This is a genomic window from Catellatospora chokoriensis (assembly GCF_011297315.1).
GTDB lineage: Bacteria > Actinomycetota > Actinomycetes > Mycobacteriales > Micromonosporaceae > Catellatospora > Catellatospora citrea.
This window is the reverse complement of record NZ_JAAOTI010000007.1, coordinates 189,700-205,603: the sequence shown is the minus strand read 5'-3', so window position 1 is coordinate 205,603 and position 15,904 is coordinate 189,700. Positions and strand designations below refer to the sequence as shown.

General features: G+C 71.3%; 14 protein-coding genes and 2 pseudogenes. 4 read left to right on the top strand and 12 right to left on the bottom strand.

All coding sequences use genetic code 11. The features are described from left to right. The first annotated feature begins 250 nt into the window (after positions 1-250). Positions 251-928: a hypothetical protein gene (locus tag HAV39_RS13265; protein WP_191839496.1), complete on the top strand. Its 678-nt coding sequence runs from the start codon at positions 251-253 to the stop codon at positions 926-928. A gap of 78 nt (positions 929-1,006) precedes the next feature. Here the strand turns inward: HAV39_RS13265 and HAV39_RS13260 are convergent, their stop codons facing one another. From HAV39_RS13260 to HAV39_RS13235, 7 genes and pseudogenes are all read right to left on the bottom strand, one after another. Continuing rightward, positions 1,007-2,440, bottom strand: a complete 1,434-nt coding sequence (locus HAV39_RS13260) for a WD40 repeat domain-containing protein (protein WP_191839495.1) — start codon at positions 2,438-2,440, stop codon at positions 1,007-1,009. Positions 2,441-2,530: 90 nt separating this feature from the next. Next, positions 2,531-2,623: pseudogene (locus HAV39_RS43615) on the bottom strand (hypothetical protein); the annotation flags it as partial. Between the two features lie 1,489 nt (positions 2,624-4,112). After that, positions 4,113-4,640, bottom strand: a pseudogene (locus HAV39_RS43610) (trypsin-like peptidase domain-containing protein); the annotation flags it as partial. Beyond that, entirely contained in the window at positions 4,637-4,945 is a 309-nt protein-coding gene (locus HAV39_RS13250; RefSeq protein ID WP_191839493.1) for a trypco2 family protein, read from the bottom strand. The gene HAV39_RS13250 and the pseudogene HAV39_RS43610, both read right to left, overlap by 4 nt. Positions 4,946-5,077: 132 nt before the next feature. Beyond that, positions 5,078-5,941 (bottom strand): carbohydrate ABC transporter permease, encoded by an 864-nt coding sequence (locus HAV39_RS13245; RefSeq protein WP_191839492.1) that lies wholly within the window; start codon positions 5,939-5,941, stop codon positions 5,078-5,080. Between the two features lie 4 nt (positions 5,942-5,945). Beyond that, positions 5,946-6,884, bottom strand: coding sequence for a carbohydrate ABC transporter permease (locus HAV39_RS13240; RefSeq protein ID WP_120314896.1), 939 nt, complete (start codon positions 6,882-6,884; stop codon positions 5,946-5,948). Next, positions 6,884-8,179: an ABC transporter substrate-binding protein gene (locus HAV39_RS13235; RefSeq protein WP_223124413.1), complete on the bottom strand. Its 1,296-nt coding sequence runs from the start codon at positions 8,177-8,179 to the stop codon at positions 6,884-6,886. Before HAV39_RS13235 ends, HAV39_RS13240 begins: the two co-directional genes overlap by 1 nt. Before the next feature lie 189 nt (positions 8,180-8,368). On the opposite strand from HAV39_RS13235, the gene HAV39_RS13230 reads away from it, so the two are divergent. Then, a complete protein-coding gene (locus tag HAV39_RS13230; RefSeq protein ID WP_191839490.1) occupies positions 8,369-8,749 on the top strand; it encodes a MarR family transcriptional regulator in 381 nt (126 codons plus the stop codon). A gap of 99 nt (positions 8,750-8,848) precedes the next feature. Here HAV39_RS13230 and HAV39_RS13225 read toward each other — a convergent pair whose 3' ends face one another. The 4 genes from HAV39_RS13225 to HAV39_RS13210 form a co-directional block, all read right to left on the bottom strand. After that, positions 8,849-10,078 (bottom strand): MFS transporter, encoded by a 1,230-nt coding sequence (locus tag HAV39_RS13225; RefSeq protein WP_191839489.1) that lies wholly within the window; start codon positions 10,076-10,078, stop codon positions 8,849-8,851. A gap of 80 nt (positions 10,079-10,158) precedes the next feature. Beyond that, a complete protein-coding gene (locus tag HAV39_RS13220; protein ID WP_191839488.1) occupies positions 10,159-10,971 on the bottom strand; it encodes a hypothetical protein in 813 nt (270 codons plus the stop codon). Between the two features lie 144 nt (positions 10,972-11,115). After that, positions 11,116-11,679: a GNAT family N-acetyltransferase gene (locus HAV39_RS13215; protein WP_191839487.1), complete on the bottom strand. Its 564-nt coding sequence runs from the start codon at positions 11,677-11,679 to the stop codon at positions 11,116-11,118. A 53-nt stretch (positions 11,680-11,732) separates the two neighbouring features. Further along, complete coding sequence (locus tag HAV39_RS13210; RefSeq protein ID WP_239120317.1) at positions 11,733-13,190, bottom strand: MDR family MFS transporter; 1,458 nt, start codon at positions 13,188-13,190, stop codon at positions 11,733-11,735. Between the two features lie 270 nt (positions 13,191-13,460). On the opposite strand from HAV39_RS13210, the gene HAV39_RS13205 reads away from it, so the two are divergent. Together HAV39_RS13205 and HAV39_RS13200 are read left to right on the top strand one after the other, a co-directional pair. Then, complete coding sequence (locus HAV39_RS13205) at positions 13,461-14,279, top strand: spermidine synthase (RefSeq protein ID WP_191839486.1); 819 nt, start codon at positions 13,461-13,463, stop codon at positions 14,277-14,279. A gap of 19 nt (positions 14,280-14,298) precedes the next feature. Continuing rightward, positions 14,299-15,354 (top strand): zinc-dependent alcohol dehydrogenase family protein, encoded by a 1,056-nt coding sequence (locus HAV39_RS13200; RefSeq protein ID WP_342355578.1) that lies wholly within the window; start codon positions 14,299-14,301, stop codon positions 15,352-15,354. Between the two features lie 109 nt (positions 15,355-15,463). Here the strand turns inward: HAV39_RS13200 and HAV39_RS13195 are convergent, their stop codons facing one another. Next, complete coding sequence (locus HAV39_RS13195) at positions 15,464-15,889, bottom strand: tautomerase family protein (RefSeq protein WP_191839484.1); 426 nt, start codon at positions 15,887-15,889, stop codon at positions 15,464-15,466. Positions 15,890-15,904: the final 15 nt, after the last annotated feature.

Here is a 15,904-nt window from a genome sequence, read left to right as displayed (position 1 = left end):
CACTGGTACGTCGGTTCGCATCGTCACACTCCAGCTCGTCGGGTCGGCGTCAGCGGGTGTCACGCCGGCCTGGCACCGTGTGACGCGTCGTATGACGGGACAGCCCGCCTGGGGCTCTGTCGCGCGGTTCGCCGGGTCGGCGGCTGTCGCGCGGGCGATGGTCAGGGCCGTGTACGACCAGGCACTCCATCCGGCCGCCGATGACTTTCTACTTGCGCCCTCATGGCGCACAGCCGCTAAGCTGCGCGCCATGTCGCACCCCTCCCGGCTCGCGCTGTCGATCGGCGCCACCACCGGCATCAAGATCTTTGCCACTGTGGTGGCCACCGTCATGATCGGCATCAGCGCGGTCGGCGCGCTGTTCGCCTTCGGCTTCTCGTTCTTCGCCCGTACGACCGTGAACTCGACTGTCAGCGACGGCGACTTCCACCTCGACGACAGCGGGAACCTGGTGCCGGGGCCTGCTCCCGACCCCGGCTTCGGCATCGGCGACGGCTTCAGCGTCATCGGCCTCGGCGGTGCCGCCTGCGCCACCCTGGTCGCGCTGTTCGCGGTCTACTTCGTGCTGCGGGTGTGGCGCACCGGCGCGTGGCTGGACGGCACCGTGCTGAGCGTGCGCGGCGCGCTGGGCACCAAGACCTGCGACCTGTCCACCGCGCTGGTCAGCGGCGGGACCCAGCTCCAGCGGGTGGGCGCGGGAGACTCGCGCACCCTGTACCGGGTGCAGGTCCTCCACGCGGCGGACCCGCGTTCTGGCGTACGCATCACACTGCCGCTGCGCGGTGCCGGCCTGGCCATGCTCCCTGCGGACCAGCTCACCGCGCTGGCCGAGGCGATCACCCGCGGCCGGACCCGTACCGAGGCAACCGAGAGCGCCTTCGTCGTCGCCGAACGCCTGCACGACTACGCCCGCGACCCCTTTGCGTGACCTCGGTGCGCAACAGCGTCCCTGCCATCGCGTGACGGTGAGGAAGGGACACTCCTGCTCCACAGCGGCGACACCAGGTCAGGGAGAATCCGACGGAACCGGCAGCGGCGGCCGGTTCAGGTCGAGCCGCCAGCGAGTCAGGCCGAGCTGATCCGACAGCGTCGCGGCCGTGCCGGCGTGCACGGCGAGCGCGTGCAGCGGCTCGGTCCGCACATGCCGGAGCAGGCGGCCGTCGGGGATCGCCCACGCCCGCAGGCCGTCCTCACCGGCGCTGAGCAGGGCGGTGCCGTCCTCGGTGAACGCGAGCCCGCCGATGGGACCGGCCAGCTCCGCCAGGACCGAGCCGATGATGTCGGTGCCGGTGGCGTCCGAGCTGAGGCGCCAGAGGCGGATCGTGCCGTGGTGGTCTCCGCTTGCGGCGTAGCCGGTCGTGATGGCGACGCTCCAGATCGGCGGGGTGCGGTCGGCCGGCAGCACCAGGCGGGCCTGCCCGTCCTGGCTGATGATCGCCACGCTGCCCGAGGACGCCCCGGAGACGATGACGCCGGCGTCGTTCACAGCAACCGCCTGGAGCTGCGTCGAGCAGGCCACGTGCCTGGCCGGGCCGCCGGCCAGCGGCCAGATCGTGACGCCCCGGGTGCCGCCGGCGGCGACGAGGACTTCGGCTGCCGTGTTCACCGCCAGCGCACGGGCGCCGGGATGCTCGGCGTACGCGACGCCGTCGGCGACGATCATGCCGTCGTCGCCGAGGGCGAGGAGCCTGTCGCCGTCGTGTGCCAGTGCACGCACACCGGTGCCGAGCCGGCGGATCTCACCGGCCTGATCGCGGAGGTGGCCGTCGAGGGCGCCGGAGTAGACGGCGCCGGCCGGGTCGACCGCGACGGCGGTGAGTGACTGCCGCTGGCCGCTGCTTTCGGGCGCGCCGTCGAGGTCCCAGATGTGGACGATGCCGTCGGCGGCGCTGGAGACGACGTGGGTGCCGTCGGGGCTGACGCTGACACTGCGGACCGGCTCGCCGTGCCGGCCGAGGATCCGCTCAGGTCCCGCCGATGCCGCCAGCGGCCACAGGCACACCCTGCCGTCGCCGCCGCCGGTGACCGCGAACGTGCCGTCGGGGCTGACCGCCGCCGCCCAGACCTGCCCTTCGTGCTGGCCCAGCCGCCGCCGCGGGCTTCCGTCGAGCGGCCAGGCCCGGACGGCGCCGTCGTAGGAGCCGGTGATGACGTCGGCGCCGTCCGGTGTGACGGCCATCGCCTCGATCCATTTCCCTGGTGTGGTGCTGCCGAGGATCTCACTGGTGCCTGCGCCGGGCCACCAGAGCCGGATGACGCTGTCGCGGCCGCTGCTGACGATCGTCGAGCCGTCGGGGCTGAATGCCAGCACCCGCACCTGGTCATCGTGTGTGCCGAGCACGGTCGGCAGCCCGTCGGCCAGGTTCCACACCCGGACGGCGGTGTCGCGGCCTCCGGTGGCGATCTGTCGCCCGTCGGGCGAGAACGCGACCGCCCACATGTGGCCCAGGCCGCGTGCCAGGGTGCGCGGTGTGCCGTCGGGCAGGTTCCACAGCCGTACCGTCTGATCGTTTCCGCAGGTCACGACCGACCCGGTGGCCTGGTCGACCGCGACTCGGTGTACGCCGGCGTCGTGGCGGCCCAGGTCGGTGTAGTGGCCGCCGTCGAGCTGCCACAGCCGCACCCGGCCGTCGTCGTCTCCGGTGACCACACTGGTCGCGGTGACGAAGGCCGCGGCCCACACCTGCCGGCTGCCGGAGTCGAAGCTGCGCCGCAGCGATCGGCTGGCCCGCCCGCTCGTCCACTGCGCGGCGAGGCCGGCCCGCCGCAGCGCCGCCTGCGCCCAGCGGGGGTCGTCCACGCCGGTGTACGCGGCGGCGAGGGCGAGCTGGCCCGCCGGCTCCGCCGGCCCGCAGGTGGTGGGCCTCGATGTCGAGCAGCCGCAGCGGCACGCCGGTGGCCGACGCCGCCCGGAGCACCCCCAGCACCGCGTCGACGCCGACGGCCGCGACGGCGGCGGCGATCCACTGCGGGTCGCCGGTGAGCGTGGCGAACCGGTCGTGCGCCGGCCGTGCCAGCAGCGCCCACGGGTAGTGCGCCAGCAGGTAGCGCGGCGTGCCGTCCGGCCAGCCGCGCGCCGACCAGCGCTCGGCCCACGCGTCCACGGTCTCGACGAGCGTGGCCAGCGCGGGCCCGAAGACGGTGTCGCGGCACGTGTCGAGCAGCGCCTGGTGGGCGAACCGCCAGCCGTCGTCGCCGCCGTCGATCACGCGGGCGGCCTTCTTCGTGACGATCGCGCCCACGTCGTAGGCGTCTGCGGCGCCGAGGTCGGCGAGCTCGGTGACGGTCAGCGGACCCGCGGCGGCTGCGAGCAGGCCGAGCACCTGGCGGGCCGGCGGGTCCGCGGCCAGTGCGTCCAGGTCGGTGAACGCCCGCTGTTCCACCCGGGCCGCTTCGACGGCCTGCGTCATCCGGACCGGCAGGGCGTCCCACAGCGGATGGTCCGCGTCGACGTCTTCGGGCAGCTGGTCCCTGCGCGCGGTGAGCAGGACGTGAGCATGCCGGCCGCGACGGGTCGGGATCAGCGAGGCGACGCTGCGTTCCCCGGCCGGCCGCAGGTCTTCGTCCAGTCCGTCGACGATGAGCAGCAGGTGTCGGCCGAGGTCGTCGGCCCGCTCCACGGCGCGGGCCCACAGGTCGGTGAGCGCGTGGGCGTCCGGCTCGGGCGCCTGCTCGCCGAGCAGGTCGGCGAGCTGGGAGGTGACGGCGGCCAGGAAGCGGGAGCCGCTGGCGTCCAGCGCCCGCCGCTGCAACAGGTAGGCGACGCAGTCGACGTCCGGCGGCGGGTTCACCGCCAGGTGCGCGGCGAGTGCGGTCTTGCCTGCCCACGGCGTTCCGACGAGGAAGCGGAACGGCTCGGCGCCGACCGCGAACGCCGCCAGGTCGGCCAGTTCGCCGGACCGGTCGCGCAGTTCGGGGGTCCGGTCGGCGATCTCCGCGACGGTGGCGAAGTACGTCGGCCGCCTGCGGCGCTGCGGCAACTGGACCGGGCGACGGCCCAGGATGTCCCACCATGCCGCCGCGTCGGGCAGGCGGTCGACGTGCGTGATCGGGGTCAGGGTCAGTGCCGAGTCTCCGGCGCGCCGCTGATGCTCGGTGACGACACCGACCATGACTTCGTCGGCGGTGACGACGACCGTGCCGGAGATGCCGGACCACTGGCTGTGCCCGAGCGCCTCCTGTTGCGGCGGCAACGCTCGCGGCGAGCTCGTGACCCGGAGGGTCAGCAGGTCCGACACGCGGCGGTCGCCGGTCGGCACGACTCCGTCGAGCTGGGCGGTGTCACGGACCGGGACCTGCTGGAACAGCGGGTAGCCGATGCCGCGGCAGCCGGCGATCGTCTCGGCGCCGTCGCGGTCGACCCGCGCCCACCGCAGCGGCGCGTAGCCGTCGAGCGGCTCGGCGAGCTCCAGCAGGGCCAAGTCGGCGACGTCGACGTCGCCGACCAGGGCGACGGTGGCCGCCAGCTCCACCTTGTCCACGCCACGCACGGTGATGGCGCCGTTCGGGGTGACCGCGTGCGCGGCGGTCAGCACGTGGCGCCCGGAGATCAGCAGCCCGGAGGAGCTGATCCAGCGCCGGGGCGCCGTCGGCCCGAGGTCGCAGAGGACTTCGACGACCCGGTCGGCGAATCCGGTCATGCCGGCTTCTCCGAGTTCAGGGCACTCACCTTGATCGGCATGCCGTGCGCGTCCACCGGCGGTTCCAGCACGATCGTCACCGTCTGGACGGACTCCTTGGCGACGCCGGCCGAGGCACCCAGCTCCAGCACCCAGAACTTGATGCCGCCTGTCGCCTCGGCACTGCGGGTGACGCCGACCTGGAACTCCAGTGTGATCTGGCCGACCGGGAACTGCACGGCCTGGTCGGTGGCCAGTTCGCTGGCGCGGGCGAGTTCGGCGCGCAGCGCCTGGACGACATCGACGAGACCGAGCTGGGACGACATGGCCGACATCTTGCCATGCACCGTCAGACCCCGGCGCCTGACCACTATCCACTTCGGAGGTCGCCCGCTCGCCCGCTGGTGCCTGCGGCGCGATGACGGGGGCCGGTCCGGCTGCGGCACGGTGCCGAGCGCTCAGCCCTTCACCGCGCCGAGGGTCTGGCCGCGGACCAGGTAGCGCTGGGCGAGCACGAACACGATGAGCACGGGCAGGGTCGTCACCAGGGTGGCCAGCGCCAGGTGCGGGGCGTACAGGCGTACGTCGAGGCCGGCCGCGTTCGTCGGGTCGAACAGCGGGCTGGAGGACACGAGCTGTTGCAGGCCCACCGAGACGGTCGTGCTGTTCGACAGGGGCAGCAGCACCAGCGGGAGGAAGTAGTTGGTCCAGTTCGCCACGAAGCTGAAGAACCCGACCAGCGCCACGGCCTGCTTGGAGATCGGCAGTGCGATCTTGAAGAAGGTCTGGATGTCGGTCAGCCCGTCCAGGCGGGCGGACTCGACGATCTGGTTGGGCAGCGTCGTCTTGAAGTGGATATAGGCGAGGTAGACCCCGAACGGGAAGAAGCCCATCAGCAGTCCGACGACCCACAGGTTGTTGACCGCGCCGACGGCGCTCACCTCGAGGTAGATCGGGATCACCAGCACGGTGTTCGGGATGACCATGGTGAGCAGGGTCAGGAAGCGCAGCAGGCGCCGGCCGCGGAAGCGCAGCCGGGCGAGGGCGTAGCCGGCGGGCAGGGCGGCGACCACCGCGATGAGGGAGCCGGTGGACGCCACGATGATCGAGTTGGTGAGCCAGCTCAGGAAGACGCCGTCGTTGAAGGCGAGCACCGACTGCCAGTTGTCGGCGGCGTGGTTCAGGGCCGGCCCGGTCGAGGCGAGGCCGTCGTCGTGCCGGAACGCGACGGCGAGGAACGCCAGCAGCGGGTACGCGAACGCGGCGGCGACGAGCAGCAGGGTGGTGATCCGGCCGAGGCGGCCGAGGCGGGGGCTCAACATGGCGTCAACGCTCGTCCTGGAAGAGGCGGCTGCGGTGCACGACCAGCAGGCCGAGCCCGAGGGTGACCAGCAGCAGGATCACCGACATGGCCGCGGCGGCCGGGGTGTCGAGGATCTGGTAGGCGTAGGTGAAGCTCAGCTGGTTCGGTGTCCACTGCGGCGAGATCAGTCCGTGGGTGACCTGGCCGAGCACCTGCGGTTCGAGGAACAGCTGGAAGCCGTAGGCGAGGTTGAGCAGCGTCATGTACCCGAGCCAGGGCCGGATCATCGGGATCTTCACGCTCCACACGACGCCCCAGGCCGTGGCACCGTCCATCTTCGCCGCTTCCAGCAGCTCGTCCGGGATCCCGTTGAGCCCGCCGCACAGCACGACGACCCAGGTCCCGGTGCCCTGGAAGAACAGCATCGCGGCGATGATGAACGGCAGATTCCCGGGTTGGGCGACCTCGTTGAGGCTGGTGTAGCCGAAGCCGTGCCAGAGGAAGTCGACGGGGCTCTGGCCGGGGTTGAGCAGGAAGAGCCAGAGCATGAAGTTGGCGATGCCGGCGAAGGCGCCGGGCAGGTAGTAGACGAAGCGCATCGAGGCGCCGAACCTGCGGGGGCTGGCGTCGACCAGCAGCGCCAGCACCACCGCGGCGGTGAGCAGCAGGGGCATCCATACGCACAGGACCAGCGCGACGTTGGCGAACGTCTCGACGAAGCGGAAGTCTCCGGCGACGCGCTGGTAGCTGCTCAGCCCGCCGAAGCCGGTCTCGGCCTCGTTCTGCAGGCTCTTCACGACCGCGTACCCGGTGGGAATGAGCCCGCCCACGAGCAGGAGCAGCACGTACGGTGCGACGAGCACGGCGGCGGCGTGCCCTTTGCGGGCACGGACGCGCCGCACCGCCGGTGCCGAGGACGCGCGTGTTCGGCTGCGATGCCGGACGAGGACCTGCTGGGTCATCACGACTCCACGGTGTAGCCGAAGGAACGCGCCTCGCGGGTCAGCCGGTCGCTGAACGTGCGCCATGCGGTGGTGAAGGACTTGCCCGAGGTCAGGGCCGGGGTGATGGTGTGGGTCCAGACCGTGCCGGTGTTGTATCGGGTGTAGTCGCGATCCGAGCGCACGATCGTGGTCGCGTACACGAACGCCTCCGCGGCGTGTTCGAAGTCGGCCAGGTAGCGGGCCTCGCGTTGTTTGGCCAGCCACGGCTTCTGCAGCGGCTTGTAGCCGGGCAGCCCGACCGACAGGTCGACCTGCCACCGCGGGTCCGAGGCGACGAACCGCGCGAACGTCAGGGTGTTCTCCAGCTGGACGCCCTTGATGTGGCGCGAGAAGCCCCACAGGCCGCCGCCCTCGGAGCTGGTCATGGGCGTCGGGTCCGAGGTCCAGCGCAGCGGCTTGGCGGCGGTGATCCGTCCCGCGGGGACCTTCCACGTGTCGCGGAACAGGAAGTTGCCCCACCACACCGCACCCGGGCTCATCACCAGGCGGCGGCCGAGTTCGGCGGCGTCCGGGGAGAAGATCCCGGTCGAGGACAGCACGCCGGCCGACAGCAGGCGGTCGAGCAGCTGCCGCACCCGCACGCACCGCTCGTCGGCGAGGTTGATGCGGACCTGCTTCTCGCTGGACGTGTCGTTGGTGGGGCAGCCCGAGGCCCACAGGTAGCGGTCGGGGGCGTAGGCATCGCCGACGAAACCGGTGATGTGCCCGGGATGCTCGGCGGCGATGCGCAGGCTGAGGCTCTCGTACTGCTCCCAGGTCGTGGGCGGCTCGTATCCCCACTCGGCGAGCAGGACCTGGTCGTACCAGAACACGTCGGGTGCGGCGTCGTTGCGCAGGCAGCGGAACTGTCCCTCGATCTTGCACTGTTCGATGACGCCTGCCGGGTAGCCGGCGAGGATGTCGCCCAGATCGGGGCTCAGATCGCGCGCGTAGTTGATTTTCGAGCTGGACGCCCAGGCGATGTCGTCGTTGGACGGGAAGAAGATCGCGTCCGGCCAGCCCTTCTCGGCCTGGTTGAACAGCACGAACTTCTGCTGCAGCTCGGTGCTGCCGACGTTGCCGTTGATGGTGTTCACCTCGACCGGGATGTCGGGAAACGCCTTCTGGAACGCGTTGACCGCGGGCACCCGCGGCGGGTCGACCCACACCGTGATGCGTCCGCCGGAGTCGGTCGCGTCCTGCGCGGTGCCTGTGCCCTCGGCCGTCTTGCAGCCGCCTGCGACCAGGCAGATGGTCACCAGCGCGACTGCCATCCTGAACCGCCTCATGCCGCCCTTCCCGTGGAGCGTGCCTCGACTCATAGGATGTATTGCTGCGCGGTTACCGCTCGTCGCCTTGTGGGCGGGCTCCAGGAACCGTGCGTGGAATTAGACATCCGATGACTGGCCCTGTCAATCCATCGTGGATTCGGGATCGCGTCCCCGAACCACATCCTCGCCGTGGTGGTGCACGAGGACGTCCCCACGCAGGGCGCGCTGGCGACCCGTCTGGTCATCGACCGCAGCGTGCTGACGTACGTGATCGACGACCTGGAGTCGGCGGGGCTGATCGAGCGGCAGCTGGACCCGCGCGACCGCCGCGCCCGCCGGATCGTGGCGACCGAGCGCGGGCGTCAGGTGCTGGCCGACGCCGAGAAGCGGGTCGCCCACGTCGAGGACCAGGTGCTGCGCGGCCTGCCCGAGCAGCAGCGGGCCACGTTCCGCGACGCCGCCGAGACCGCGGCCGAGGCCATCGCCGGCATGTCTCCGGAGACCGACCCCTGCCTGGCCGTCAGCAGTGTGCTGGAGCAGCCGCCGGCACGGGGACGGCCCCGCACCCGCTGAGTGGTGCGGCATGTCCTCGACGCCCGAAGGATCCGCAGTTGCTCAGGCACGCGGCGTGCCCAGGACGCCAGAACAGTGCCGCGCCCCCGCCGTCCGCGCTCACCGCGGCTGTCGCGGCATGAGCGCCGCGGCCGCGAGCGCCGCCGCCCCGGCGACGCCCAGGACGGCGAACCCCACGGTGTATGCGGCTTCGGCGGGTCGGCCGCCGGCCGGGGTGTGCGCGGCCACGATCCCGCTCATCACCGCCACGCCGAGCGACCCGCCGATGGTGCGGACGTTGGCCGTGACCCCGTTGGCCACGCCTGTCTGCTCCGGACGCACGGCCGCGACGATGACATTGGACATCGTCGAGAACGCCGTGCCCAGCGCGATGCCGAGCAGTGCCAAGGCGGTCAGCACCTGCCACCGGTGCTCGTGTCCGAAGGCGAGCGTCGTGATCGCGGCGGCGTACAGTGCCGAGGCCGCGACGAGCACCCGGCGCGCGCCGAGGCGTGCGGCCAGCCACGCCGAGGCCAGCCCGGCGAAGAACATGGTCACGGTCATCGGCAGCAGGATGAGGCCGGCTTCGGTGACGCTGGCCCCGAAGCCGTAGCCGGACTCCGGCGGGGTCTGCACGAACGCCGGCAGGTATGCCATCACGGCGAACAGCCCGACGCCGAACAGCAGCGACACCAGGTTGGTCGTCCATACCGCGGGGATCCGCATCAGGCGCAGGTCGATCAGCGGCCGGCCGGATCGCCGCTCGACCGTGACCCAGGCGGCGGCCAGCACCACAGCGCTCGCCAGCGGCGCGAGCACCGCGGCGGAGGTCCAGCCCCATCGCGAGGCCTGCGACAGCGGGATGAGCAGGGCCACCAGCCAGCCTGCCAGCAGCATGGTGGCCAGCCAGCTGACGGAACCGGTATCGCGCGACGGCGACGGCGGGACCACCCGGCGGGCTGCCGCGGCCGCGCCGAGGGTCAGCAGCAGCGGGATCCAGAACAGCGACCGGATCCCGAACAGGTCGGTCAGCGGCCCGGCGAGCACGATGCCCACGCCGCCGCCGACCGCGGCGAGGGCGGCGGCGACGCCGATGGCTCGGGGAACGCGCGCTCGCGGCAGTTCGTCGCGGATGATGGCGAAGGCCAGCGGCATGACCCCGCCGCCGACGCCCCGCAGGACCCGTCCGGCGAGCATGAGTTCGATGCCGGGCGCCAGCGCGGAGACCGCCGAGCCGGCGGCCAGGGCCAGCAGCGACGCGACGAGCACGCGGTCCTTGCCGAACCGGTCGCCGAGGCGTCCGACGACGGGGGTGCAGACCGAGGCCGATAGCACCTGGTGGTACGGCATCTTCCGCCGCCCTGCCGCCGACCGAACCCGGTGACGCACAGGCTGACCACGCGGCCACTCCACGCGGCGCGGAGCACCGGTCAGGCAGCGGCCTCCCAGACGTGCAGGTCGAGCGTGACCTCGCCGGAGCCCTTGTTCACGCCGGTGATCTTCACCCACGCCCAGCGGCCCTCACCCGTCTTCACGCAGAACGCGGTGCCGGCCCGGGTCTTCTCCTGCTCGATGCCGCGCTGCAGAGCCGTGGCGGCCACGCAGGTCTCGTGGGTCGGCTCCCCGCTGACGTACGTCAGGTCGCGGTACGAGGCGATGCCGTAGACGCCGACACCGACGGCCCCGCGGATGTCCCAGCCGTCGACCGCGTTGCGGACCACGCCCCAGTTCGGCGCGTCCGAGTCGAGGTCCATCGAGTAGTAGGTGGGCAGGGTGACGCCCTTGGCGGTGCGCTTGACGGTCGGCTGCCCGGCCGCACCGGTGACCTGGGGCGACGCCGGAGCCGAGGTGGACGGTGCCGGCGCGCTCGCCGACGGCAGGCCGGTCGGGCCCGGGTCGCCGGTCGGCGTGCCCGGCGTCGGTGACAGCCCGCCGCCGGGCTGACCGGTCGCCACGACGGTCTGCTCAGGGCGCAGCAGGCGGTCGCCGGCGGCGCCGACGGCGGCGGAGACGGCGATGATCGCCAGCACGAGGAAAGCCGCGGGCACGGCCTGCCGGTTGGTCCAGGACCGGACCAGCCCCCAGCCGGCGAACGCGAGCGCGGTGACACCCAGCAGCACGATGGCGAGTGCGCCGAGGTCCGTCAGGAACTCGAGCAGGGCGACGACCGTGCTGACGACCGTGGCGATCGCCGAGAGGGCACCGCCGCGCGACCCGGTCGCCGGGCGTTGTTGCTCCACCACTTGTCCACCTTCAGGCGAGCAGGCGCTCTCCACACCAGAGCGCCTGAGTACGAGGAAGTCGAAAGCCGATCCGGACTGTAATCGTGCCGGTACTCACCGGCATCAGGTTGTCCTCGATCCGACTGCGCATCCGACCGTCGGTCGTCACCGGAGGGGAGCACTCCGCCCGCCGACGCAAGTGATCGTGGTGAACAGGGTGGTCCCGTGGACCGGGTGCACTTCCTGCCGCTCGGTCTCGGTGAACCCGACCTTGGCCAGCACCCGGCGAGAAGCGGCGTTCCAATCCCAGACCGTGGCCCACAGCCGTTCGTAGCCTGACGATCTCGCCCAGTCCAGCACCGCTCCTGCGGCTTCGGTGGCGTAGCCCTGACCCCAGACCCGGCGCAGCAGCTCGAACGCCAGTTCCGGCTCCCCGTCCGGTCCTCGTCCGCTGTCGACCAGCCCGCAGTAGCCGATGACGTCACCGGCGCCCTTGCGCTCGACCGCCAGCAGCCCGGTCGACCACAGCGGGTTGGTGCGGATCGCATCCTCGAGCTCCGCGACCGTGGGGTGTCCATCCGCGTCGACCCGGCGGTGCGGCGGCACTCGTGGATCACGTTCGGTCCACAGCTCGCGCTGGACGACGGCCTCGGCCACCCGCCACGGTCTGAGCAGCAGGCGATCCGTCTCGAGGACGACCTCGCGGCCCGGAGTCACGGCAGCTGACATGACAGCCACCCTCTCACGTGCAGGAACACCGTCATGCTCCGGGCCGCGCGGTCTCAGTGGAGGGGTCCCACGCTCTCCGCGCCACTGTCCGCCCTGGCCGGCAGCAGCAGCGCAGTGATGATCACGGCGACGGACAGGACCACCCCGACGATGAACGCCAGCCGCATGCCGTCGAGGCTGGCGGCCACGGTGGCGACCCCCTCCGCCTTCAGCGAATCGGCTCGCGCGCTCATCACCGTGACCACGAGCGCGGTGCCGAAGGCGGCTGCCACCTGCTGCAACGTGCCCAGGATCGAGCTGCCGTGGGCGTACAGCGGCGGTGGAACCGCGCCGAGCCCCAGCGTGAACACCGGGGTGAACGTCGCGGCCAGACCCACCATCAGCAGCCCGTGCAGGGCGAGCAGCTGCCAGTACGGCATGGTCATCGAGACCTGGGTGAAGCCGGCGAGCGCAACCGTGATCGCCAGCGCGCCGGGGATGACCAGCACCCGGCCGCCGAACCTGTCGAACAGGCGGCCCACGGTCGGTCCGAGCAGGCCCATGGCGATGCTGCCGGGCATCACGAGCAGTCCGGCCTGCAGGGCGCTGAGACCGCGGATGTTCTGCAGGTAGAGCGGCAGCAGGATCATCGAGCCGAGCATCGCCATGAAGGCGACCGACATCAGGATCAGCGCGATGGTGTAGGTGCGGTGCTTGAGTGTCCGCAGGTCCATGAGCGGCGATCCGTGCTTCTGCAGCGACAGCTGGCGGAAGACGAAGACGGCGATGGCGGCCAGCCCGGCCGCGACGATCGCCGTGGCCAGGCCGATGCTGGCGCCCTGGAACTGGCTGAGCCCGTAGACGAGGCCGCCGAAGCCGAGGGCGGCCAGCGAGACGCTGAACCAGTCGATGGTGCTGACCTCGGGCTCGCCGACGTTCTGGAGCTGCTTCATGCCACCCCAGGTGATCAGGCCGGCGATGGGGAGCACCACGGCGAACAGCAGGCGCCAGGACCCGAAGTTGAGGATCACTCCGGACAGCGCCGGGCCCATGGCGGGCGCGACCGAGATGGCCAGGGAGACGTTGCCCATCACCCGGCCCCGGTCGTGTTCGGGCACCACGTGCATCAGGGTGGTCATCAGCAGCGGCATCATCACGGCAGTGCCTGATGCCTGGATGATGCGGGCGCCCAGGAGCACTTCGAAGCTCGGCGAGACGATGGCCAAGGTGGTGCCGAGCAGGAACAGACCCATGGCCGTGGTGTATGCGCCACGGGTCGACACCCGCTGCAGGAACCACCCCGTGATCGGGATCACCACCGCCATGGTCAGCATGAAGGCCGTCGAAAGCCATTGCGCGGTCTGCTCGGTGATCGCCAACGCGTCCATCAGGCTCGGGATCGCATTGATCATGATTGTTTCGTTGAGGATGACGATGAACGTGGCCAGCACCAGCAGCCGGATCACGGGCGGTGTGCGACCTGGGATCGTGGTCGCGGACGTGGCGGGCGATTCGAGCAGTTGGCTGGGCACGATACCTCGATCGGGATGTGTGGGGGCGGTCTTACCGGCAGTGGCCGTCACACCAACACTGACCGACGCCACCGACAAAACTCATCGGCAATGCCCCAGCTTGCGCCAAGTTCCACCAGACATCACCCGGTTTTCACCGGCGGCCCTCGCGACCGGACCCGGCCGAGGAGCAGCTGCGGCGCGGTCCTCGGCGCAGCGTTTCCGCAGCTCATCATCCCGGGTCCGGCCAACGCCGGACCGCCGGGCAGGACCACCGCTACCGTAAGGATCATGGCGCTGATCGCCCGGCCGAGTGACCCGATCGTGGCGCAGGTCGACGCGGGCACCGCGGTGCTGGTGCCCGATGCGGGCCGCCGGGACGGGTGGACCCTGTTCGTCGGCGACACCGCCCAGTCCTACGTCCGCCTGGGCGACCCGACCCACCTGGAGTTCGGGTACGTGCGCCGCATCGCGGCGATCATCGACGCGGCCGCACCGGCCGGGTCACCACTGCGGGTCCTGCACCTGGGCGGTGGTGCACTGACGCTGCCGCGCTACGTCGAGGCCACCCGACCCGGCTCGACCCAGCGGGTGATCGAGTACGACCGCAAGCTCTATGCCCTGGTCCGGCGGATCCTTCCGTTACCGCCGGGCGACCTGCGGGTGCGCATCGCCGACGCCTGCCACGCCGTGGCCGCGCTCAAGCCGGACACGTTCGACCTGATCATCACCGACATCTACCAGGGCGATCGGATGCCACCCGGCGCGACCACCGGCGCCTTCACCGTGCACGTGGCGCGTGCGTTGCGGCCCGGCGGCCTGTACGCGGCGAACCTGCTCGACACGCCCGCCTACACCTTCACCGACACGCAGACGCTGGCGGCGCGCGCCGAGTTCGCCGACGTCTGCCTGATCGCCGACGACGACTTCGACCGGCGCGCCGGTCAGCACAACGTCGTCCTCGCCGCCGTCACCGCACCCGGGCCGCTGCCCATGGCCGGTCTGGCACGCGGACTGAACGGGCCGCCCCGGGGGCGCCTCATGCACGGCGCCGAGCTGGCCGGCCCCATCGGCAAAGCCCGCCCGCGAACAGGTTCGAAAAGTTACTAGATGAACGGGAAGGTCGGACATGCCTCAATCGATGCACGCGCTCGTAGCCGGAAAGATCGGCGAGCCTTCCGACGTCCTCCGGCTGGAATCGCGACCTGTGCCCACACCGGACGCCGGTCAGGCGCTGATCCGCGTGAAGGCGACTCCGATTCATGCCAGTGACTTACATGTGCTGCGCGGCCGGTACGGCTTCACCCCCGAATTTCCCGCCGTCGGCGGCAACATGGAATGCGTGGGACGGGTCGAGGCCGTAGGCCCGGACTGCGAGGGACTGAAGATCGGCGAGCGCGTCGTGGTCGTAGCGGTCCCAGCAGTGCCCGGACCCGAGGTCGACGGCACCTGGCAGGAATACCTCGTCGCCGACTCCTGGCGGCTCGTGCCGATCCCCGACGGCCTGAGCGACTCCAGCGCCTGCCAACTCGCGGTCAACCCGCTGACCGCGCTGCTGCTCGTGACGCGAGAACTTGACGTACAGCCGGGTGAATGGCTGTTGCAGACGGCCGCGGGCTCCACCGTCGGCCGGCTGATCATCGCGCTGTCCAGGCATCTGGGCATTCGCACGATCAACGTGGTGCGGCGGCGCGACGCCGTTGACGAGATCAGGGCGCTGGGTGGTGACGAGGTCATCTGCACGCAGGACGAGGACCTCCTACAGCGCGTGGCCGAGATCGCCGGACCGGCCGGCGTGCGCAAGGCCGTCGACTGTGTCGCAGGCGTCGTCGGCGCCCAGGTATGCCAGGCGCTGGCTCCCGGCGGAGAGGTCGTGGTCTACGGCGCGCTGTCCACCCATCGGCAGACCGACCCGGCGGCGCTGACGATCCCGCTGCCGGCACGGTCGCTCATCTACGAGACCAAGGCGGTCCGCGGCTTCTGGCTGAACCGCTGGTTCGGCACCGCCTCACCTGAGCAGGTGCTCCGCGCGCTGTCCGAGGTCCGCAGCCTCGTCACCGGCGACGTCCTGGCCATCCCCGAAGGTCAGCCGTTCCCGCTCGAACGCTTCGCCGAAGCCGTCCCGCTCGCCGAGGCGCCGGCCCACGGCACCAAACCACTCTTCGTCTTCGAAGGCGTCCGGTAGGTTCGCCGCCGGTCTGCCGACGGGCCGCACGCCACCGAACTCGGGCCTCGACGGCGCCGAGCTGTCGGGCTGACAGCCGGCCGCCACCTGCGAGAACAGGCGAGGGCAGTCAGTAGGAGGAGGTCGTGTTGTTCCGGGCCCAGAGTTTCTCGGCCTCGGAGCCGCCGGGAGGCGGCACGAGACCGTTGATCATCCAGAGGTCCTCGCTGGTCTCGTCGACGTGGAACTCCCAGTGCAGCCCCGCGACGTGTTCGAGGTCGGGCTGGAGGATCGCCTTCACCCACTGGGCGGTCCGGCGTCGGCTGTCCCGGTCGGGGTGGTGACGCGCGATGTGGTCGATGACGATGCGGACCGCGACCGACGCGGGTTCGCCGCCGACGAAGAAGTCCTCGGGCCGGATCTCACGGAACAGCGTCATCACGTAGAACCGAGGCAGGCCGATCTCTTCGTAGTGGTCGGCGATGCGAGCGGCGAGCCGGTGCTTGCGCTCGTCGGTGAACACTCCGGGCGTGTGTTGCACGATCCACAGCGGCATGGCCGATCAAGGCTC

What these genes read in the sequence shown, in the direction of transcription:
- HAV39_RS13265 (WP_191839496.1), top strand. Translation starts at nt 251, where the DNA reads ATGTCGCACCCCTCCCGGCTCGCGCTGTCGATCGGCGCCACCACCGGC.
- HAV39_RS13260 (WP_191839495.1), bottom strand. Translation starts at nt 2,440, where the DNA reads ATGTGGGCGGTCGCGTTCTCGCCCGACGGGCGACAGATCGCCACCGGA.
- HAV39_RS13250 (WP_191839493.1), bottom strand. Translation starts at nt 4,945, where the DNA reads ATGTCGTCCCAGCTCGGTCTCGTCGATGTCGTCCAGGCGCTGCGCGCC.
- HAV39_RS13245 (WP_191839492.1), bottom strand. Translation starts at nt 5,941, where the DNA reads ATGTTGAGCCCCCGCCTCGGCCGCCTCGGCCGGATCACCACCCTGCTG.
- HAV39_RS13240 (WP_120314896.1), bottom strand. Translation starts at nt 6,884, where the DNA reads ATGACCCAGCAGGTCCTCGTCCGGCATCGCAGCCGAACACGCGCGTCC.
- HAV39_RS13235 (WP_223124413.1), bottom strand. Translation starts at nt 8,179, where the DNA reads ATGGCAGTCGCGCTGGTGACCATCTGCCTGGTCGCAGGCGGCTGCAAG.
- HAV39_RS13225 (WP_191839489.1), bottom strand. Translation starts at nt 10,078, where the DNA reads ATGCCGTACCACCAGGTGCTATCGGCCTCGGTCTGCACCCCCGTCGTC.
- HAV39_RS13215 (WP_191839487.1), bottom strand. Translation starts at nt 11,679, where the DNA reads ATGTCAGCTGCCGTGACTCCGGGCCGCGAGGTCGTCCTCGAGACGGAT.
- HAV39_RS13205 (WP_191839486.1), top strand. Translation starts at nt 13,461, where the DNA reads ATGGCGCTGATCGCCCGGCCGAGTGACCCGATCGTGGCGCAGGTCGAC.
- HAV39_RS13200 (WP_342355578.1), top strand. Translation starts at nt 14,299, where the DNA reads ATGCCTCAATCGATGCACGCGCTCGTAGCCGGAAAGATCGGCGAGCCT.
- HAV39_RS13195 (WP_191839484.1), bottom strand. Translation starts at nt 15,889, where the DNA reads ATGCCGCTGTGGATCGTGCAACACACGCCCGGAGTGTTCACCGACGAG.